Here is a 19,845-nt window from a genome sequence, read left to right on the forward strand (position 1 = left end):
CCGCCTCGGAACCCCCGTCCACAATCTCCGCCGCACGGCCTTCGGCTTTGCGACGTGTGCTAGCGTAGGCGCGTCCCAGGGAGCCGAACTCGATGAATCTCGATCGTTTCACCGTCAAGTCGCAGGAGGCGCTCGAGCAGGCCCAGCGGCTGGCCCGCAGCGGCGGCCATCCCGAGCTGCTCAACGAGCATCTGCTGGCGTCGTTGCTCGCCGACGCCGAGAGCCCGATCGCGGCGGTACTCGAGAAATTGGGCGCTCCGCGCGAGGCCCTGGCCGCCGACGTGAATCGCGCCCTCGAATCGCTGCCTCGCGTCCAGGGCGGCACCCTTCACGCGAATCCCGCGCTGGTCGCGTCGCTCGATCGTTCCGAGACCATCGCCCAGAGCCTGAAAGACGAGTTCGTCAGCGTCGAGCATCTGCTGCTTTCGCTGGCCGATCCCGAGAGCGGCGAGGTCTCGCGGCTGCTCGCCCGGCGCGGCGTCACCGACGAGGCGATCCGCAAGGCGCTGGTCACGGTGCGGGGTGGCCAGCGCGTCACCGATCCCAACGCCGAGGACAAGTACCAGGCGCTCTCGAAGTACGGGCGCGATCTCACCGCGGCCGCCCGGCAGGGCAAGCTCGACCCGGTGATCGGGCGCGACGACGAGATTCGTCGCGTGGTGCAGGTGCTGGCCCGCCGCACCAAGAACAATCCGGTGCTGATCGGCGATCCCGGTGTCGGCAAGACCGCCATCGTCGAAGGTCTGGCGCAGCGCATCGTGTCGGGCGACGTTCCCGAAAGCCTGCGCGACAAGCGCCTGATCGCGCTCGATCTCGGCAGCCTGATCGCGGGCAGCAAGTTCCGCGGCGAGTTCGAGGACCGGCTCAAGGCGGTGCTGAAAGAGGTGACGTCGTCCGAGGCGCGCGTGATCCTGTTCATCGACGAGTTGCACACGCTGGTGGGCGCGGGCGGCGCCGAGGGCGCGATGGATGCTTCCAATCTGCTGAAACCGGCCCTCGCCCGGGGCGAGCTGCACTGCGTGGGCGCCACCACGCTCGACGAGTACCGCAAGCACATCGAGAAGGACGCGGCGCTCGAGCGGCGCTTCCAGCCGGTGTTCGTGGGCGAGCCTTCGGTCGAGGACACGATCGCGATCCTGCGCGGCCTGAAGGAGCGCTACGAGGTCCACCACGGCATCCGCATCAAGGACTCGGCGCTGGTGGCCGCGGCCATGCTGTCGAGCCGCTACATCCCGGACCGCAAGCTCCCCGACAAAGCCATCGACCTGGTGGACGAAGCCGCCTCGCGCCTGCGCATGGAGATCGACTCGATGCCGGTCGAGCTCGACGAGCTGACGCGGCGCGTGCGGCAGCTCGAGATCGAGCGCATCGGCCTCGAGAAGGAGACCGACGCCGCGAGTCGCGACCGGCTGAAGAAGCTCGACGCCGAACGTGAACGGCTGCGCGCCGAGGCCGCGAAGCTCGAAGCCCACTGGAAGCGCGAGAAGGAATCGGTGCAGAAGATCCGCGACCTGAAGGCCGACCGCGAGCGTCTGAAGACCGACGAGGCGAAGGCCGAACGGCTCGGCGACCTGGCGGCGGTGAGCCGCATCCGCTACGGCGAGCTGCTGCAGCTCGAGCGCGCGCTCGAGCAGGAGAACGCGCGGCTGGCCAAGGTCCAGCTCGAGCGCCGCATGCTGAAGGAAGAGGTGGACGAGGAAGACATCGCCGAGGTCGTCGCCAAGTGGACCGGGATTCCGGTCACCAAGCTGATGGAGGGCGACGTCGAAAAGCTGGTGAGGATGGAGGACCGATTGCACCAGCGGGTGGTGGGGCAGGACGAGGCGGTGCGCCTGGTGTCCGAGGCGGTGCGCCGCGCCCGCGCCGGGCTGCACGACCCACGCCGTCCGATCGGATCATTCCTCTTCTTGGGACCCACCGGCGTCGGCAAGACCGAGCTGGCCCGCGCCCTCGCCGAGTTCCTGTTCGATGACGAGCGCGCCATGGTGCGCGTGGACATGTCCGAGTATCAGGAGAAGCACACCGTCGCGCGCCTGATCGGCGCCCCGCCCGGGTACGTGGGCTACGAGGAAGGTGGGGCGCTCACCGAAGCGGTGCGCCGGCGGCCCTACGCGGTCATCCTCCTCGACGAGATCGAGAAGGCGCACCCCGAGGTCTTGAACGTGCTGCTCCAGTTACTCGACGATGGCCGCCTCACCGACGGCCAGGGCCGGACCGTGGATTTCAAGAACACGTTGATCGTGATGACCTCGAATCTCGGCTCGCAGTGGATCCTCGAGCTCGGCGAAGACCAGCGCGAAGAGATGGAGCGCCGGGTCGAGCAGGCGGTGCGCGAGCACTTTCGTCCCGAGCTTCTCAACCGCATCGACGAGATCGTGATCTTCCACTCGCTGAGCCGCGACGATCTGCGTCACATCGTCGACCTCAGCGCCGAAAGCCTGAGGAAGATGCTGGCGGAGCGCCAGCTCTCGCTCCATCTCAGCGACGCGGCGCGCGATGCGCTCGCCGAGGAGGGCTACGACCCCAGCTTCGGCGCGCGTCCGCTCAAGCGAACGCTGCAGCGCCGCATCCAGAATCCGCTCGCCATGAAGCTGCTCCAGGGCGAGTTCAAGCCGGGACAGGAGATCGAAGTGGACTACGCCAGGGGCGAGTACCGGTTCCGGGCCGCGAAGCGCGAGCCGGCGGCGGTGGGGTGAAATTGTCGCAAAGCGGCTGTCCCACCCCGATTTCGGCTTGAGGCGGTGCCTCCCCCTCCAGTAGCTTGTAGACCTTGCAACCTGCCCGTTCGCACGGGCGAATTCGACTCCGACCTTCGAGTTCAGGCGCCTCCCATGAGTCCCAAGCGCTTGGCCCGTCCGCTGATCCGCCGCGGGGGTCACATGCGGGCCAGGGCACGGAACGTGCTGTTTCGCAGGTCTCCCGCATCCTGCTACGGACATCCGGACCCGATCGGAGACTCGAGACCGCTGATGCGATCCTCGCGCCTGACAGCGCTTCTGCTTGCGGCCTCGGCCGGCCTCGGCCTGGCCGCGCCGGCATTCGCCAATACCTACGACGTGAGCCCGGCCGGCACCGGCAGCGCCTGCACGCCGGGAAGCCCGTGCGCCCTGGCCACCGCCAACGGCCTCGCGCGTGCCGGCGACGTGATCCGGCTCGCGCCCGGCAGCTACTCCGACCCGACGATTCCCACCGTCGACGGCACCGCCGGCGCGCGCATCACCTACCTCGGCAACCTCGGCGTGCCGGAAGCGGTGCTCATCAACGCCGACATCCAGATGAAGCGGAAGTACGTCACGGTGAAGGGCATGAGCTTCGCGAACTCGTTCGAGTTCGACCGTCTGAGCACCACCGCCTGCGCGCAGTTCGACTCGATCGCCTGGTGCAACGTCTACAACAGCCTCGGGCTCGATCAGGCCAAAGACTGCGTGGCCTACAAAGTCAACGTGACCAGCGGGCTCGGTCGCTTCACCATGGCCACGCCGGCCGCGCCTCCTTCGGACTGGACGATTCCGGAGCGAAACGTGGTTCGCCGCTGTACCTTCCAGCTCGGCGGCAACGTGACCGACGGCTATCACGTGGTGGTGATGCGCGGCGCGCAGAGGTGCCAGATCGACAGCAATCAGGTGTACATCACGCTGTCGCCCAACATCACCGCCGAAATCGACCCGTTCATCGCCTATTTCATGCAGGGCTGCACGTTCCGCGACAATCGCTGGGAAGTGATGAACAATCACAACGACAATCACCTGTTCCGTTGGCGCGATTCGACCATGTTCAATCGTGTCTATCGCGACACCATCATCCTGCGCGGTCACGCGGTTCGCTTCGCGCCCTCGTCGTCGGGCACCTGGGTGGGCAGCACCAACCAGAACTACTTCGAGGGTCTCTACCTGAAGTGCAGCACCAATCCCTCCGACTACGCGCTCTACTACCAGAACGGAATGCGCGGCGACACGCTCCGTAACTGCGTGGTGATCGACAGCCTGGCCAAGGCGCTCACCTGCGGTCAGGTCGAGAAGTTCGCCTCGTTGATCGACCACTGCACGTTCGTGGGCAACTCCGCCTCGGGCGTGGCCGAGGTGCTGGCCGGCGTGGATCAATGGGGCGACGAGTGGCCGGCGACCGGCTCGCTGGTGTTCACCAACAACATCCTCTATCAGCTCAATCCCGGCGCTTCCGGGACCGAGATGGGCATGAACTGGGACTTCAGCAGCACCTCGAACCAGCTCACCAGCAACGGCAACCTCTACTTCCTTCCCGGCCGCGCCTCGAGCCGCGCGATTCACTGGACCATCAACGGCGGTGGCGGCGGGCAGGTCGCGCCGGGCCCGGGGACGAGCTGGGCCACCACTTTCGGCCGCGACGTGAATTCCTACTGGGGCACGCCGAAGTTCGTGGACTCGACCTTCACGACCTTCGACGCGCATCCCGCCGCCGGCTCGTTCGCGCTGGCCCGAGCGCTGGACGGCACCGCGATCGGCGCACTCCAGCAGGCCGGTCCCGACGGCACGCCGCCGGCGACCATCGGCAATCTCGACGCGAGCGCCGTCTACGACAAGATCGTCACGCTGAGCTGGACCGCTCCGGGCGACGATGGCAGCGTCGGAATCGCCTCCGGCTATGATCTTCGATATTCGACCGCGCCAATCAACGCCGCCAACTTCTCGAGCGCCACGCCGGTCTCGCCTCAGCCGGTCCCCGCGGCCTCGGGCACCGCGCAGAGCTACGTCGTGTTCGGCCTCACGCCGGGCTCCAACTACTGGTTCGCGATCAAGGCGCGTGACGACGCGGGCAACTGGTCCGCGCTCAGCAACGTGAAGCAGGTGGTGACCGCCGCCACCGACAGCTCACCGCCGGCCGCGGTGCACGACCTGACGGCCTCCCCCTAGAGTCGCGGATGGTCTCGAGCGGGAACGGGGTCGCACCAGGTCCTGGCACTCCAGGACCAGGTCAGGCGCACCAGGCCTTCGACTCGCTGGTCCGGTGGACGATTGAGGTGGAGCGCGGCGCCGCGGCGGATTTCCTGCCCGAAGCTGAGCGGGGCGAGTTCCTGAAGTACTACGAGCGGCTGCCGGCAGCCACCGACGAGGTCTCGATCCGTCGCTACCTGCGCGGCATGTGGCGGGGCGAGGCCGGCTGGACGGCGCGCTGGATCGCGGCGCGCAGCGCCATCGCGCCGCCGGTCCGGGTGCTCGACGCGGGCTCGGGATTCGGCACCTTCGCCATGTTGTACGCGGCGGTGGGGGCGGAGGTGGTCGGCGTGGATTTGCGGCCCGATCGCCTGAGCGCCGCCGATCGCCGTCTCGAATACTTCGCGAGCCGGACTGGGCGCTCGCTGAACGTGCACTGCCAGCGAGCCGATCTCACGCGCGAGTGGCCCGGCGACTTCGACGTGGTTTGGGTCTACAACGCCCTCTCGCACATCGACCCGCTCGATGCCTTTCTCGATCAAACGCGCCGCCACCTGCGGCCGGGCGGGGTGCTGGTGGTCGGCGACATCAATGGGGCGAACTCGGCCCACCTCAAGCGGCTCGGACACCTGCGCACCGACGTCCACCAGGAATACGTCGCGCCCGACGGGGAGCGCCACGCCTATGCAGTGGAACGACCGTTCCCGCCCGAGGAGCTGCGCGGCATCATGGCGAGTCACGGACTCAAGGTGGTGCGCCACGAGTTGTACTGGTTCGGGTTGAGCGTGCTGCCCGACCTGCTCTACTGGAATCTGCTCGCGCCGCTGCAGACCGGCTGGCAGCTCGGCGAGCGGGTGGCGAGGCGTCAGTTGCTGGTGGCCACGCCCTCCGCTCCGCCCGCTCTCCATGGGGCCTGAGCGGCCCCGACGCTAGGAGCGCACCGGCTTTCCCGCCCCGCCGCGGCGCGGACCACCGTTCCCGGGCTCGAAGAACACCACGCGATTCTTGGGCGGGCGCTTGGCTTCGAGCAGTGCCTGGTTCGCGGCGCGCCACAGCTCCTGCGGAGTCGCGCCATGTTCGGGGAACAGCGCGACCCCGATGCTGACGGTGACGCCCAGCTCGTGGTGGGCGCGATCGAGCGCCTCGACCGCGACCTGCTGCCGCTCGACCAGCGCACGGAGTCGCTCGGACACCGCCCCGGCGTCGTGAGCCGACACCGGCGAGGTGAGGAGCAGCGCGAATTCCTCGCCGCCCCAGCGCGAGACCGTGTCGAACGGGCGGACGCCGCTGCGCAGCGACTGGGCCACCGTGATCAGCACCTGATTGCCGGCCTCGTAGCCGAATCGCGTGTTGAACAGCTTGAAATCGTCGATGTCCACGAGGCACAGGGCGAGAGAGGCGTTCTCGCGCTGCGCGCGCGCCATCTCGTTCTGGAGCTGAAGGTCGAAATAGGGCCGGTTGTAGACCCCGGTCAGGGGATCCACGAACACCAGCTGCTCGAGCCGCGTGGCGCGCTCGAGCGCCGCCCCGAACGAATCGGCGAGCAGGACCACCAGCGCCAGCGCTCCCTCGTCGAAGGCCAGCGGGGCGCGAGTGGTGACCTCGAGGTGGCCGGCCGGCGGGCCCGGACCCACGGTCACCGCGAGCGCCACGAATGAGCCGACGCCGTTCCGCTCCCCGCTGGCCGCGAGGCGGGACGAACGCGACAGGTCGGGGGCGTGAATCAGTACGTGCGGTTCGCTCAGCGCGAGCGCGGCGACCTCCGCGTCGAACGGCGTCGGCGCGAGCGACGCCTCGCCGCCCGGTCGGGGCACGAATCGCACCCGCGCCGCTCCCAGCAGTTCGCGCCCGGTCTGCTCGAGGTGTTCGCGCAGCAGATCACGCACGGCGACCGAGCGCGGATCGTGATGGAGCGCGGGGTCGTCGAGTCTCAGCAGGCGCCGGACCTGTTCGATGCCGGCCGGTGCGCGGGAGGGAAGACTCAGGCGGGGGATCCGCCGGATCCCATCCTGCTCCTCGGGAGCCGCCACATGGATGGTGAAGACGCGCAGCGAATCGCGCGCCTCGTAGCGGAGCACCGGGCCCAGACCGTTGGGACTCGCCGGAACGCGCACCAGCGCGCCGGACTCTTCCAGGCGCCGCAGGGCGAGAAGCGCCGCCTGTTCGATCTGCTGACCCACGCCCGACAGCAGGGCCGACTGCACCGACCGTCGCTCGGCGGGCGGCAGCTCGTCGAGGGGGAGCAGCCGCTCGAGCAGCTGCCGAAAATCGATTGTCTGCTGGTTCACGAGGCTTCCGTGCCTCCCAGCGTCGGGGGATTTCCCATGTCCGGGGACCTCGGGTCGGGGGAGCTGAGTGCACGATGCAGGGTCGATACCCTGGTTCGGACAAAGACAGTTTAGCACGGGAATCCGGCGAGCCGGCCGGGAAATCACCATTGGCCTGCGGAAATAGGCCGGCGTGAGAACCCGAGAAGCCGCCGCTGGCACTCGACGCGCCCGCTCCGCCGTCGCTTGACCGGACTGCGGTCGGTCTTTACGTTCCAGGTTCTTTGGGTCCCGCACCGCCAGAACTCTGGAAGACCACCCGATGAAGCTCTCCGAACTCCTCAATACGCGCGCCATTCGCCTGCGTTTGCAGGCTCGGAACAAGCGCGAGGCGATCGCGGAGCTGGTGGCCCTGCTGGAGAACGCGCACGGCTGTGACAGTCATGGCGAAATCCTCGATCGGGTCCTTCGCCGCGAGGAGATGATGACCACCGGCATCGGCTACGGCGTGGCCATTCCGCACGGGAAGGCGCGCAGCGCCGATCACATGATGGCCGCCTGTGCGGTGTCGCCCGAAGGCCTCGATTTCGACGCCGAGGATGGGCAGCCGGCCACCCTGTTCGTTCTGTTCGTCTCTCCCGAGCACGCGGCCACGTTGCACGTGAAGGTGCTGGCCAACATCTCGCGACTCCTCAAGGAAGAATCGGTGCGCAGGAGCCTGCGCGAGGCCCGGAGTCCCGAGGACTTCCTCGCTGCCGTCCAGAATGCCGAGGCGGCATTCATTCCCAGCTCGAGCTGAGCCGGCGCGCTCGCCAGCCGGCGGACGCTCGCAAAGACGCCCCAAGAGTTCCACCGACCGGGAGGTCCTCGATGCACTTCCTCGACGCGTGGAGCTCGCTCTCGCTCCTCGATCAGCTCCGACTGATCGCGCCCGCCGCGCTGATGGTCGCCGCCATCCTGCTTCCCGGCCGGCGCGCCGCGATCGCCGTGGCGTTCGCGCTCGCGATCGCGGTGCCGGTGAGCGACGCCGCCGGCGAAGGCTGGGCCACCAACCTCGGCTGGGGATTGCTGTGGGCGGGCGTTGGTCTGGTGCTGGTGCGCGGATCGGGCTCGGGCATGCGCCGTCCGGTTGAAGGGGCCGGTGGATTCGAGTCCTCGGTGATCGGGCTGATGCTCGGGATTCCGTTCTGCGCGCTGCTCACGCTGGCGATCGCGCGGCAGGATCTCTCGAGCGGGTTGACGCGCACCGCCACCATCGGCGTCCTCTACCTCACGCTCGGGCTCATCCATCTGATGGTGCGCCGCCACGTGCTGCGCTCGGCGCTCGGCTGGGGCTTCGTGGGCTTCGGGCTCCAGGTGCTCGAGGGCGCGGTGCGCGCCACGCTGCCGCCGGCGCTGGCGCCGCCCTCGGGGGTCGCGCTGCTCGCGACCTTCGTCACCCTCGCGCTGGTGCTCCGGCTGGGTCTCGCTCGAGCGCGCTGGGTGGGCAGCGCGTGGCTGAGTGACGCGCACGATCTTCACGACTGACATGTTTCGACTGCCGCTCCGACCCACGCTTCCGACCCTCGCGGGCGTGCTGTGCGGGCTCGGCTTCGCGCTGCTGGTGGTGCGCAATCTGCTGGCCGGCGCGCTCGGTCTGGAGTGCCTGTGGGCGGCGTTCTGGCTCGCGGCGCGCGCGTCGGCCGATCCGGATCGTCAGATGCGGCGCTGGGAATGGCTGCGGCGCCCGGCCACGGCGCTGTGGCTCGCGGTGGCGGCCCGCGCGATCGAGCGCGCGGTGCTTCGCGATGGCATCGCGCCCGAATCCTGGGCGCTGGCGCTGGTGCGAGGTACCGCGCAGGTCGCCGTGTTCTGGGCCGGGCTCGACCTGCTCGGCGCGCTGCCCGGCGCACGCACCTTTTCGGATCGCAGCGGACCGCTCGCCGGCGGTGCCTTCCGCATGCCGGCGTTGCTCCCGGCGGCCGGCGCGTTGATCTTCCTGCGCCAGTCGCAGCCGCGACCGCTGCTCAGCACCGGCGTGGACTGGGCGCAGGCCGTGCTGCTCGTCGCCGCCCTGATCGCGGTGCTGCGCGCCTTCGGACGCAGCTCGTGGCGGCGCTGCCTGCGCTGGCTGGTGGTGGCCGAATGCGCGCTGGCCGCCGAGCTGGCCGCGGTCGGCACCCTGCATCCGAATCTCGTGCTCGCCCTGTGGCTCGGGGCGGGCGGGGGCCTCGCGGTGTGGCTGGTGGCGGAGCACCGCGGCGCCGCGCTGCGACGCGATCCGCGTCAGATCCACCTGTGGCGGCTGGCCGGCTGGGTCAGCACCACCGCCCTGGTCTGGCCGCTCCTGGTCGCGTACGTGCACGGCGTTTCGCGGCAGCCGGTGATGGCGGCCGGCGTGTCGCTGGTGGCGGGCTTCGTCGCCTGGCTGATGGTGAGGCGCCCGCAAATGGCGCCCGAGCGGCGCTCGATGCCGCGGCTCGCGACGCGTGCTCCGTACACGTTCCTCGCCGCGCTGCTCACGCTCGCGATCGGTCCGGCGACGCTGGCCTTCGCCTGGCGACTCGGATACCGCACCACGCTGCTCGCGGCCGCGACGGCGCTCGCGCCCGCCGTGCTCGGCGGGCTGCTCGCGCTGGTCCATCGCGTGCCGGCGCCGCGCACCGCAGCGCGCGCGGTGGCCCACGGACTCTTTCACACCGTGGCCCGGGGCGAGCACCAGCTGGTGGTGCGGGGCACGGGAATCGGGCGCCTGCTCGCCGGCCCGCTGCGCGATCTTCACACCGGAGACGCGCAGGAATACCTGTTGTTCCTGGTCGGGCTCAGCGTGCTCATGCTGCTGGTGCCCATCCTGCAATGATCCCGCTGGCATTGGCCGCCGCGCTCGCCGGGCTTTCGGGCGCGCTCATCCTGCCGCTCGAGCCGCGCCACGGCGGCGGTTACTCGATCGCCGGGAGAGCCTTCATGCTGGCGCCGCTGGTGCTGACGTTCTCGAGCGTGTTCGCGTCGCCGGCGCTGGCCGCGCTCACGGTGGCGCTGGCGATCGCGCTGCTCGCACGCCGCGCGCACGACGCGTTTCACACCGAATGCGCGCTCAAGGTGCTGTGGGTCGCGGGCGCGGCCCTGGCGCTCTCGGCCGCGGGCTGCGCACTGATGTCGGCGCTCACCAGCACCACCGCCCCGCGCGAGCAATGGGCCGTGCTCGGACTCGAGCTGGAACCCAGCACTCTGTGGCGGACGGCGCTGCCGCTCACGTTGATCGTCGGCCTGGTGCTGCTCGGCGCGGCGCCCTTCCACTTCTGGCCCTCCGACGTGCTGCAGGGCGCGTTCCCGGCGCTGGCGCCGCTGGCGGTGGTCGCGCTGCAGGTGGCGGGCGCGGGCTGGCTCTCGTGGCGGCTCGAGGGCGTACACGCGTGTCCGGCCGCCGCCGAGCAAAGCGCGCACGTGCTGGAATCCGTCGCCTCGATCGGGTTCGTGGCCGGGGCCGCCACGCTGCTGGTGCAGCGCGAGCCCGAGCGGCGAGTGGGCGCCCTCGCCGGACTGAACGGGGCCCTGCTGCTCGCGGCGCTGTCGGCGGGCCAGCGCCTGTCGGATTCGGCGCTCGCGTCCCAGCCCGACGCGATCGCGGCATGGGCGGCCCATCTCGCTCTCGCGCTGACCGGCGCCGGCATCCTCTCGCGCTTCACTCCGGCCGCCACGCCCGAGGCGCAGACGGCGGCCGTGCTGTTTCGCCGGCATCCGTGGAGCGCCGCGGCCGGACTCTACGCGCAGCTCTCGCTGGCCGGTGCACCCGGCACGCCGGGCTCGCTGGTGTGGTTCATGGTGGCGCGCGACGTGGTGCGGTCTTCGCCGCTGTGGCTGGTGATCGCGCTCGGTCTCGCGTGGCTCGCCGCGTTCGCGACCGTCGTACGGCATACGGTGGCCGCCTGCGGCGTGCGCACCACTCAGCCCCCGCCCGAAGCCCCGGTGCCCTTCTCGGCCCGCGCCGCGCTGTGGGTCTGCGGACTCACGCTGGCGGCGGATTTCGCCGGACGCATGCTCTGGCGCTGAGGAATCGACTCGTTGATCTATCCCCTCGCACGTCGGGCGGTCCACGCGTGGCGCCGGGCGCGCCTTGCGCGGCTGGGCAATGAGCCGGCGTGGCGGCGGGTCGGTGAGGGTCTCGAAATGGAGATCGACCCCGCCGACGTGATGGATCAGGCGTTCTACCTCGGCACCTACGATCCCTGGCTGCTGCAGGTGATGCGCGACGTCGTGGGTGAGGGCGATCACGCGCTCGATCTCGGCGCGCACAAGGGCTACGTCACGCTACGAATGGCGAAGCGGGTGGGCCCGGCGGGCCGCGTCTTCGCTTTCGAGCCGGACCCGCGCGCGCGTGAACATCTCGAAGCCCACGTCCGTCGCAATCGCCTCGGTCAGGTCACGTGCTACCCGTACGCGCTCGGACGAGAGGCGGGGAATCTGGAGCTGTCGCTGTCGTCGCAGCTCGGCTGGTCGAGTTTCTTCCCCAACGAGATGGCGCGCCCGGCGGTCACCGGGCGGATCACGGTGCCGGTGCGCAGCGTGGACGGCCTTCGCGCCGACGGCACGCTCGCGATCGATCCGGCGCGGCTCAGCTTCGTCAAGATCGACACCGAGGGCGCCGAGTTGCAGGTGCTCGAGGGGATGCGCGATCTGCTGGCGGCGAGCCGCCCGACAATCTGGCTCGAAGTCAATCGGGGCTCGCTGGCGGCGGCCGGCGCGCGTCCCGCGGCGATCGCCGATCTGCTGCACGGTCTCGGATTCGCGCTCTTCGTTCCACATCGCGGACGCCGGCTCGGACTCCCGCGCGTCTCGATGCTGATGGCGCGCGATCTCGAGCAGCAGCCGGAGTCGGTGTTCGACGTGGTTGCCAGCCGGGACCGCCCGCGCCTCGCGGTGGGCTGAATCGTCGGATGCTATATTGCGGCGCAATGCATCGCGTGTCCCCGCTGGAACCCCTCTCCGACATCTTGCTCGCTGAATGAACCTGGCCGCTCCCCCCGTCCGCAGCTTCGCTCGCGGGACGGTCAGCCGCGACGCCGCCTGGTCGCTGGCGTACAGCGCCGTCGTGCGGCTCGCCACGTTGGCCGCCTCGGTCGTGTTGGCGCGAATGATCGGCCCGTCCGGCACCGGGGCGTTCGGAGTGGCGCTCCAGGTGACGGCACTGGGCAGCATGCTGGCGACGTTCAATCTCCCGCAGAGCCTGTCACGCCATCTGGCGTCGACAGAAGATCCGGCGCGCCGCCATCGCCTGCTGCGCACCTCGGGCTGGCTGCTGCTCGGACTCTCGACCCTCACCGGAACCGCGCTGATGGCGCTCTCGAGCTGGCTCGCGCGAAGCGTCTACCACGTTCCCGAGCTGGCGCCGGTGCTGTTCTGGTGCGGGCCGCTGGTGATCGCGACCTCGGCCACTTCGTGGGTCGAGGGAGCGCTTCAGGGGCTGCGCCGATTTTCGTCGCTCACGCTCTGGGGCGTGCTGGTCTCGGTGCTCGACCTCACGCTGGGATCGCTGGCCGCGGCGTTCGGCGTGGTGTGGGTGCTGGTCAGTCGTTCGATGATCCGCGCGCTGGCGGCGGCGGGCGCGGTGGCGCGCTGGTTCCGTGGCGCGCCCGCCGGCACGAGCCCCGGCACCTTCGCCTCGACCGCAGCGCCGCTGCTCGGCTTCGCGGGTCCCACCCTGCTCGCGACCGCGACCGTGCTCGCCACGCAGACCGTGCTGCGCCTGCTGCTGGTGCGGAGCTCGGCGCTGGTGGCCGCGGGGCAATATCAGGCCGCCGACAGCATCGCCCAGGGACTGAGTCTCATTCCGACCGCCGCTTCGATCGCGTTCATGCGATCGGTGGCGATGGGCGCGGAGGCCGGCTACCCCGGACTCGCGGTGTCGTTGCGGCGCGGGCTCGAGCGGCTGGCGGGCTCCAATCTGCCGCTGTGTCTGCTGCTCATGGGCGTGTTGCCGTGGGCCACCGTCGCGCTGTTCGGTCACGAGTTCACCCGCTCGCGTCCGGTGCTGGTGCTGCTTTCCGCGTCCTACGGATTGCAGGGTCCGTCGGCTTTGTTTGGCGCCGCCATCCTCGGACGCGGCGAGGTGTGGACCGGGGCGTTCCTCAATCTGATGTGGGCCGGCGTGGTGCTCGGGGCGTTCACGCTCGCCGGGGCGCCGCTCGGTGCGGTGGGCGCGGCGATCGCGATGCTGTCCGGCTATTTCGTGCTGCTGGTGGTGTGTGCTCTGGCGCTGGCCCCGCGCTGGTCGGTTCCGCTGAAGAGCCTGGCCCCCGCGATCCTGGCGACGGTCGGCAGCCTTGCGCTCGGCTGCTCGCTGGCGCTGACCCCCGGAGTTCCGCCGCTGGTGACGGCCCTGGTGTGCGTGGCGCTCGCCGGCGCGGTTGCGGTCCGCTGGGGTCTGCCCGCGATTTCGTCCGCCGCTCGAGGCGCCGGTGACTGAGCGCGTCGCCACGTCCTCCCCGACGACCGTGGCGCGCCGCGTCATCCTCGTCACCGAGCAGGTGCGCCCGGGCGGCAAGCGCTCGCATGTCGAAACCCTGCGAGACGGGCTGCGCGAGATCGGCTGGGACGCCACGATCGTCGACTGGGCCCGGCTCTCATGGCTCGAACGCGCGTGGGTCGCGGGCCCGCTGCGCGTACTCGATCGCTTCGAGCCCGCGCTGGGGCATCGTTGGATGATTCCGGCCTTCAACCGGCGAGTCGCGATACGCGTGCGGCGCGAGCGCAACCGCGGCGCCGGGCCCGGCGTGATCCACGTTCAGGAGGCCGGGAGCTACGCGGCCGCTCGGGGCGGCGCCGGCGGCTGGCCGGTGGTGCTGACCGTTCACGGCCCCTGGCATCGCGAGATCGCCATGGTCACCGGGCTCGCTCTCGAGCACCCCACCATCCGCTACCTGCGCGACCTCGAGGGGGTCGCGTTTCGCGAGGCGGATGCGGTGATTGCGGTGGACCGCGCGCACGCCGAGTACGTGCGCTCGTTCGGCCGCTCGGACCGGATGTGGGTCATCACCAACTTCGTCGACACCCAGGTGTTCAACGATCGAATCCCCGCGGCGCCGTTTCCCGATCCGGTCGAGCGCTGGATCGCGGGTCGTCCGGTGGTGTTCTGCCCGCGCCGCTTGACGCCGAAGAACGGTGTGCCCACCGCGGTCCGGGCGATGACGCTGCTCAAGGAACGGGGGACACGTTGTGCGCTGGTGGTGGCCGGCTACGGGCCGCAGCGCGACGAGATCGAGCGGCTGATTCGCGAGCTGGGGGTCGCCGATTGCGTCTGGCTGCTGGGTGCGGTGGCGCCGGGGCAGATGCCGGCCTGGTTCCGGCGCGCCGCTCTGTCGGTGGTGCCGTCGGTGTCGATCGTGGGCGTCGAGGAAGCCACCTCGATCGCGGCGCTCGAGGGCCAGGCGTGCGGTCGTCCGGTGGTGGCCTCGGCGCTGGGCGGATTGCGCGAGATCATCGAGGATGGCGAGACCGGCCTGCTGGTGCCGCCCGGGGAGCCGGCGCCGCTCGCCGACGCGATCGAGCGCGTGCTGAGAGACGCCGACCTCGCCGAGCGGCTGTCGCGCTCCGGCGCCGCGGCGATCCGCGATCGTCGCTCGCATGTCGCGGCGGCCCGCGAGTACGCCGCGATCTACGACCAGGTGCTCGGCTCGGCCTGAAGTCCGGGAGCGCCGCGAGGAGTCGGGTGCGGCGCGGTGCCCGGACTCCTAGAACCGCTCGCCCAGATTGAAATCGAGCCGGAACTCGCTTCGGTCGTCGATGCCCCAGTCGAGATCGAGCGGGCCGAACGGCACGGCGAGCTCGAGCCCCGCGCCTCCGGCGAAGTGAAGCTGGCCGTCGAGATCGGGGCGCGAGACCGATTGTGTGATCAGTCCGGTCTGTCCGTACGCGAACACCCGTCCGATGGAAGTGAAACCGTGGAGCAGCCGCAGCTCCCCGGCGACGCGATCGTGCCCGAGCCACTCGTCGCGGCGGAGTCCGGCGAATGAATCCGGCCCGCCCAGCGCCTGCAGCTCGTCGGGCGGGGTGAATTTCGAGGAGCTGCCGGCTCGGGCCGACGCGCGCACCGTGATCGGGCCGGCGCGGACCTGGGCGCTCGCGCGCGCCAGGATCGAAGCGTAGGACTCGTTACCCGCGAGGAACACCGCCTGCACGCCCTCGTTGAACGCGCTGCCCGACTGAATGCTCACCGAGGTGAGCAGGCCGGAGAGGTCACGCGCGTCGGTTCCGGCGAAGCCGTACCCGGCCCCGGCCAGCAGCAGGTAGCCGTGCGGGAGCTCCTTCTGCCCGCCGGCCATCCCTTCGAAGCGCTGCACGCGCGATTCGTGAATGCTCCGTTCCTCGTCGAACAGGCGGACATCGGTCTCTCGCCAGCCGCCGCGCAGGAACCAGCCATCGCTGGCGCGCGCGAGCGAATGGGGCTCGAAGGCGAAGAACGCGTTCTTCCGCAGCGGATCGAGAGTGGCGCCGAGCAGGATTTTGTCCGGCAGTCGGCGATTCAACGGCCGCAGCACCAGCGTGCCATTCATGCGGCCGCGGACGTCGTTGTCGTAGCCGAAGGCGAGGGTCAGCTCGCTGGCCGGCCGCGATTCGACGTGCATGGAGATCGTAGTGGAGTCGTTGACGACCGAAAACGATGGCCAGGCGCTCACGAACATGTCGCCGCGGTAAACGTCCTCGACGGCGGACCGCAGCGCCCCGGGCTCGAACGGAGCCCGGGGTGCCTCCCCGAACAGACGCGCCGCCACGTCGGCGCGCGGGGACTCGTTTCCGTGGCGGTCCAGCCACCGCACGCCGGGCCTCGCCGGTGGCAGGATCACCGCGACGCTGTCACCCGGCGTTGCGTCGGGTGCGCTTCGGACCAGCTTCGCGAACTCGCGGATCTCCTCGCGGGCCTCGCGGTAGCCGCGCTCGATCAGGCTGTCGCAGGCGGTGAAGTCCATCGGCCCGTAGCCGGGCAGCCTGAGCCACACCAGGCGATCCTGCTTCGACAGCGTGTCCTGCTGGCTGCGCTTGTTGAGTCGGTCGAAGATCGAGAACGACACCTCGACCAGCGAGCTGCGATCGCTGAGATTGACCGGCGGCAACGACACATCCACCGCGAGAATGTGGTCGGGCGAAAGCGTTCGCGCGGTGCTGACCGGCAGATTGCTGGCGAGCCCGCCGTCCACCAGCAGGGTGTTGCTGTCGGGCACCGCCGGGAACAGCGGCGGGATGCTGATCGAGGCGCGCACCGCCCGGGCGACGCTGCCGGCGCCAAACACGATCGGATTGGTGGTCTCGGCGTCGGTGCCCACACACCGGAACGGAATCGGCAACCGATCGAAGTCACCCCGCGCGATTCCTTCGGCGCGCAGGAAATATTCAGCCAGCATGAAATTGAGATAGGTGTCGTCGACCACGCCCGAGGGCAGATGGAGCTGCAGCCCCTCGCCGATCAGGGCCAGCCACGGCTGCGGCACGATCGTGTCGCGCCACTCGAAGCGCTCGCGCTGGTTTCCGAACACTGCGTCCCAGTCGGTGTGCCGCACCATTTCGCCGATCTGGCTGCTGGAGTAGCCGGTGGCGTAGAGCGCGCCGATCAAGGCGCCCATGCTGGTGCCGCAGACCAGGCCGGGCCGGATGCCCTCTTCCTCGAGCGCCCGCAGCACGCCGATGTGGGCGAGGCCGCGCGCCGCGCCGCCCGACAGCACCAGCGCCCATTGCGGATGCGGCGGCTGAGTCGGCGGGAGCGCGAGTTTCGCTGACGAGCTGGAGTCGGGCCGCGAAGCCTGCGCCCATGCGGCCGATGCCGACAGCGCCATCGCCGCGGCGATGAGCATTGGAACCCGGACGATGCGGGTGCAAGCCAGCATCCGCCGATCCTGCGCCGTGGATTCGGTGCGTGCAACAGTGCTCAGTGGTCGCGGGCGCCGCGCAGGGTTCGAGCGATCTCCACCGGACTCACCCAGAACAGCCAGGCGTGGCTCTTCTGCACGCTGTCATCCTCGAATCTTCGCTGCGATTCGCTGTACTGGAAGCCGCCCATTGCGCCGAGTGGCAGCGCAAGGGCATAGCCCCAGTCGTGGCCGTTGTCGTCCTGGCCGAGTCGCAGGAAGGCGACGTTGGCGAAACCCAGCTCGCCGCCGAGGTGGCTCGCGTCATCGAACGTGGGGCCGTCGCCCGCCGTGATGAACTCCCGATCCCACGCGCCGCCGATGGACACCAGAGGATCGAGCCCCGGAGCGACCCAGACCGGCATTCGCTTGCGCCACGACGCGGGGTGATCGAGCGCGAAGCGCGCCGCGAGGCTGTGGCGGTGGGGGCGATTGACCGGTGAGGACTGGTTGAAGCTTGCATCATTCGCGTTCTGGACCGAGTAGGCGTAGGCGGCCTCGATTCGCGCCGGAATGCCGCCCGAGCCCAGCTGCATCGGTAGCGTGCCGCGCGCGAGCACGCCCCAGTCCTCGCCCGTCGTGTGAACGACAAGGGACGGGTCGGTACTGAACTTGTCGGTCTTGTGGTTGTACCCGACGACGACGTCCGCGTACCGGGAGATCGCGGGCGGCTCTTGCCCTCGGAGCCCCGCGACAGTGCTCAGGATACGTGAAACGCTCAAGCCCATGCCCCACGACTGGGTCTCTTCCGAGACGTCGAAATCGCCCAGACCGGACACCGAAAGAAAGAGCGAAGACTCGAACTGGGCCAGCCCCGAGAACGGCGGTCCGGCGGTGGCGAGTCCGACGCCGCCGTACCCAAGGGTCAAGCGGCGCGCTTTGCTGTCCGAGGCGAAGGTCCCGCGAGCCGCGTCCTCGTACGCGATGCCCTCGACGAATCCCAGTAGCGCCGGATTCGCCCAGTAGTTCGGGTTCTGTCCCCAAAAGACGGCGCCTGACGCGCCGCCCATTGCCTGCGAGCGCACCGAGGGGTCGACCGCAAACCCGACGACCGTGAGGCCCGCGTTCCCGAAGATGTTCGCCGCGCGCACGGGTGACGCGAGCACGAAGCTCGCGAGCGCTCCCGTGACGGACGCCACGGCACACCATGGCCGTGAGCGAATCGACTTCCGCGGCCCCGCCATCGTCAGCTCACGGTGGCCTCGGGCGCCGATTCCCCGGCGAGGAACTGCTCCTCGTAGAGCCGGGTATAGAGCCCGCCGCGCTCCAGGAGCTGCGCGTGAGTTCCGCGCTCGATGATGCGCCCCTTGTCCATCACCAGGATCAGTCCGGCACGCAGCACGGTGCTCAGCCGATGCGCGATCACCAGGCTGCTGCGGCCGGCCAGCACTGCCTCGAGCGCGTCGCGAATCAGGGCCTCGGAACGGGAGTCGAGCGCCGAGGTGGCTTCGTCGAGGATCAGCAGCCGGGGATCGCGCAGCACCACGCGCGCGAGCGCCAGTCGCTGGCGTTCGCCGCCGGAGAGTTTGTAGCCGCGCTCGCCGACCAGCGTGTCGAAACCCTGGGGAAGCGCGGTGACCACGTCGAGCACCTGCGCGATCCGGCAGGCGCGCTCGAGCTCTTCACGCTTCGCGTCGGCCTTGGCGTAGCGCAGGTTCTCGGCGATCGTGGCGTGGAACAGCGTGGTCTCCTGAGTGACCTTGGCGGTCCAGCGCGAGAGATCGGCGAGCGCCAGGTCGCGCAGATCGACGCCATCGAAGCGCACCATGCCCTGCGTCGGATCGTAGAGACGCGTCGCCAGATAGGTGACGGTGGTCTTGCCCGAGCCGCTCGGTCCCACCAGCGCCACCATCTGCCCGGGCGCGATCTCGAACGATAGATCCTCGACCGTCCAGGGCGGACCCTGGCCCGAATAGCTCATGCTCACGTGCTCGAACGCGAGCGCACCGCGAGGCGCGGCGATGCGCTTCGGCTGCTCGGGATCGGTGATCTCGATCGGCAGATCGAGGTAGTCGAAGATGCGGCGGAACACGGCACCGGCGCTCAGCACGTCGACCTGGGCATTGACCAGTGCGGTGCACGGCATGTAGAGCCGGCCGAGGTAGCTCACGAACGCGACGATCGTACCGATCGAGATCGCTCCGCCAATCGCCTCGTGGCCGCCGATCCAGTAAATGAGCGCCGGCCCGACCGAGGCGAACAGCATGATGAAGGCGAGGAACCAGCGCCCGACCGTGCCCTGCCGCACCTGCAGGTCGCGCACCGCTTGCGATTTCTCGCTGAAGCGCCGGCGCTCGTAGTCTTGCGCTCCGAACAGCCGTACCAGCAGGAAGCCGCTCACCGACAGCGCCTCCTGGATCACGTTCGCGATCTCCGACATCTTCTCCTGGGTGGCGGAGGCGATCTTGCCGCGCAACTGACCGACGCGACGGGTGGGCAGGATGAAGAACGGCAGGACCGCCACCGCGACCAGCGACAGTCGCCAGTCGATCCGGAAGATCACGAACAGCGTGCTCGCCACCACCAGAACGTTGGAGACCAGGTTGACCATGGTGCCGGTCACCACGCCCTGAACGCTGCCCACGTCGTTCTGCAGCCGCGAGACGATCTCGCCCGACTTGGTGTTGGTGAAGAAGCGCAGCGACTGGCGCAGCAGCCGATCGAACATGTCGACGCGGATCTCGTGCATGACGTCCTGGCCCATCAGCGTGGCCAGGTAGCTCTGCCAGACGCCGAGCAAGCTGGCCAGCACCGGCGCGCCGATCATGCCGGCGATCAGCAGATCGAGCAGGC

The 19,845-nt window shown here is 69.8% G+C and carries 14 protein-coding genes; 10 read left to right on the forward strand and 4 right to left on the reverse strand.

The window, feature by feature from the left end; all coding sequences use genetic code 11:
- The first annotated feature begins 92 nt into the window (after nucleotides 1–92).
- The 3 genes from clpB (at nucleotide 93) to VMJ70_01940 (ending at nucleotide 5,827) form a co-directional block, all read left to right on the forward strand.
- Nucleotides 93–2,696, forward strand: a complete 2,604-nt coding sequence (gene clpB / locus VMJ70_01930; GenBank protein HTO89867.1) for an ATP-dependent chaperone ClpB — start codon at nucleotides 93–95, stop codon at nucleotides 2,694–2,696.
- Nucleotides 2,697–2,969: 273 nt separating this feature from the next.
- A complete protein-coding gene (locus VMJ70_01935) occupies nucleotides 2,970–4,889 on the forward strand; it encodes a fibronectin type III domain-containing protein (protein HTO89868.1) in 1,920 nt (639 codons plus the stop codon).
- A 107-nt stretch (nucleotides 4,890–4,996) separates the two neighbouring features.
- Entirely contained in the window at nucleotides 4,997–5,827 is an 831-nt protein-coding gene (locus VMJ70_01940) for a class I SAM-dependent methyltransferase (GenBank protein ID HTO89869.1), read from the forward strand.
- 12 nt (nucleotides 5,828–5,839) lie between these two features.
- Here the strand turns inward: VMJ70_01940 and VMJ70_01945 are convergent, their stop codons facing one another.
- Nucleotides 5,840–7,198 (reverse strand): GGDEF domain-containing protein, encoded by a 1,359-nt coding sequence (locus VMJ70_01945; GenBank protein HTO89870.1) that lies wholly within the window; start codon nucleotides 7,196–7,198, stop codon nucleotides 5,840–5,842.
- 301 nt (nucleotides 7,199–7,499) lie between these two features.
- Between VMJ70_01945 and VMJ70_01950 the strand changes: the two genes are divergently transcribed.
- From VMJ70_01950 to VMJ70_01980, 7 genes are all read left to right on the forward strand, one after another.
- On the forward strand, nucleotides 7,500–7,976 hold the full coding sequence (locus tag VMJ70_01950) for a PTS sugar transporter subunit IIA (GenBank protein ID HTO89871.1): 477 nt from the start codon (nucleotides 7,500–7,502) through the stop codon (nucleotides 7,974–7,976).
- A 71-nt stretch (nucleotides 7,977–8,047) separates the two neighbouring features.
- Nucleotides 8,048–8,704 carry a hypothetical protein gene (locus VMJ70_01955; protein ID HTO89872.1) on the forward strand — a complete coding sequence of 219 codons (657 nt, stop codon included), beginning with the start codon at nucleotides 8,048–8,050 and terminating at the stop codon, nucleotides 8,702–8,704.
- A 1-nt stretch (nucleotide 8,705) separates the two neighbouring features.
- Nucleotides 8,706–10,016, forward strand: a complete 1,311-nt coding sequence (locus tag VMJ70_01960) for a hypothetical protein (GenBank protein HTO89873.1) — start codon at nucleotides 8,706–8,708, stop codon at nucleotides 10,014–10,016.
- On the forward strand, nucleotides 10,013–11,206 hold the full coding sequence (locus tag VMJ70_01965) for a hypothetical protein (protein HTO89874.1): 1,194 nt from the start codon (nucleotides 10,013–10,015) through the stop codon (nucleotides 11,204–11,206). The genes VMJ70_01960 and VMJ70_01965 overlap by 4 nt, the downstream gene beginning before the upstream one ends.
- Nucleotides 11,207–11,323: 117 nt before the next feature.
- Entirely contained in the window at nucleotides 11,324–12,082 is a 759-nt protein-coding gene (locus VMJ70_01970; protein ID HTO89875.1) for an FkbM family methyltransferase, read from the forward strand.
- Nucleotides 12,083–12,158: 76 nt separating this feature from the next.
- Nucleotides 12,159–13,619 (forward strand): oligosaccharide flippase family protein, encoded by a 1,461-nt coding sequence (locus VMJ70_01975; protein ID HTO89876.1) that lies wholly within the window; start codon nucleotides 12,159–12,161, stop codon nucleotides 13,617–13,619.
- Nucleotides 13,612–14,835 (forward strand): glycosyltransferase family 4 protein, encoded by a 1,224-nt coding sequence (locus VMJ70_01980; protein HTO89877.1) that lies wholly within the window; start codon nucleotides 13,612–13,614, stop codon nucleotides 14,833–14,835. The genes VMJ70_01975 and VMJ70_01980 overlap by 8 nt, the downstream gene beginning before the upstream one ends.
- Before the next feature lie 48 nt (nucleotides 14,836–14,883).
- On the opposite strand, the gene VMJ70_01985 is transcribed toward VMJ70_01980, so the two are convergent.
- The 3 genes from VMJ70_01985 to VMJ70_01995 all read right to left on the reverse strand — a co-directional run.
- Nucleotides 14,884–17,031, reverse strand: coding sequence for a patatin-like phospholipase family protein (locus VMJ70_01985; GenBank protein ID HTO89878.1), 2,148 nt, complete (start codon nucleotides 17,029–17,031; stop codon nucleotides 14,884–14,886).
- Nucleotides 17,032–17,072: 41 nt separating this feature from the next.
- The gene (locus VMJ70_01990) at nucleotides 17,073–18,158 is read right to left on the reverse strand and encodes a hypothetical protein (protein ID HTO89879.1); all 1,086 of its coding nucleotides are present in this window, start codon (nucleotides 18,156–18,158) and stop codon (nucleotides 17,073–17,075) included.
- Nucleotides 18,159–18,238: 80 nt separating this feature from the next.
- Nucleotides 18,239–19,845 (reverse strand): ABC transporter ATP-binding protein (locus VMJ70_01995; GenBank protein HTO89880.1); only part of this gene is annotated, 1,607 nt, incomplete at its 5' end.

This window comes from Candidatus Sulfotelmatobacter sp., from assembly GCA_035498555.1.
Classification (GTDB): domain Bacteria; phylum Eisenbacteria; class RBG-16-71-46; order RBG-16-71-46; family RBG-16-71-46; genus DATKAB01.

Coding starts and splice junctions, on each gene's coding strand:
- clpB (HTO89867.1), top strand. CDS start 93: ATGAATCTCGATCGTTTCACCGTCAAGTCGCAGGAGGCGCTCGAGCAG.
- VMJ70_01935 (HTO89868.1), top strand. CDS start 2,970: ATGCGATCCTCGCGCCTGACAGCGCTTCTGCTTGCGGCCTCGGCCGGC.
- VMJ70_01950 (HTO89871.1), top strand. CDS start 7,500: ATGAAGCTCTCCGAACTCCTCAATACGCGCGCCATTCGCCTGCGTTTG.
- VMJ70_01955 (HTO89872.1), top strand. CDS start 8,048: ATGCACTTCCTCGACGCGTGGAGCTCGCTCTCGCTCCTCGATCAGCTC.
- VMJ70_01960 (HTO89873.1), top strand. CDS start 8,706: ATGTTTCGACTGCCGCTCCGACCCACGCTTCCGACCCTCGCGGGCGTG.
- VMJ70_01965 (HTO89874.1), top strand. CDS start 10,013: ATGATCCCGCTGGCATTGGCCGCCGCGCTCGCCGGGCTTTCGGGCGCG.
- VMJ70_01970 (HTO89875.1), top strand. CDS start 11,324: ATGGAGATCGACCCCGCCGACGTGATGGATCAGGCGTTCTACCTCGGC.
- VMJ70_01975 (HTO89876.1), top strand. CDS start 12,159: ATGAACCTGGCCGCTCCCCCCGTCCGCAGCTTCGCTCGCGGGACGGTC.
- VMJ70_01985 (HTO89878.1), bottom strand. CDS start 17,031: ATGCTGGCTTGCACCCGCATCGTCCGGGTTCCAATGCTCATCGCCGCG.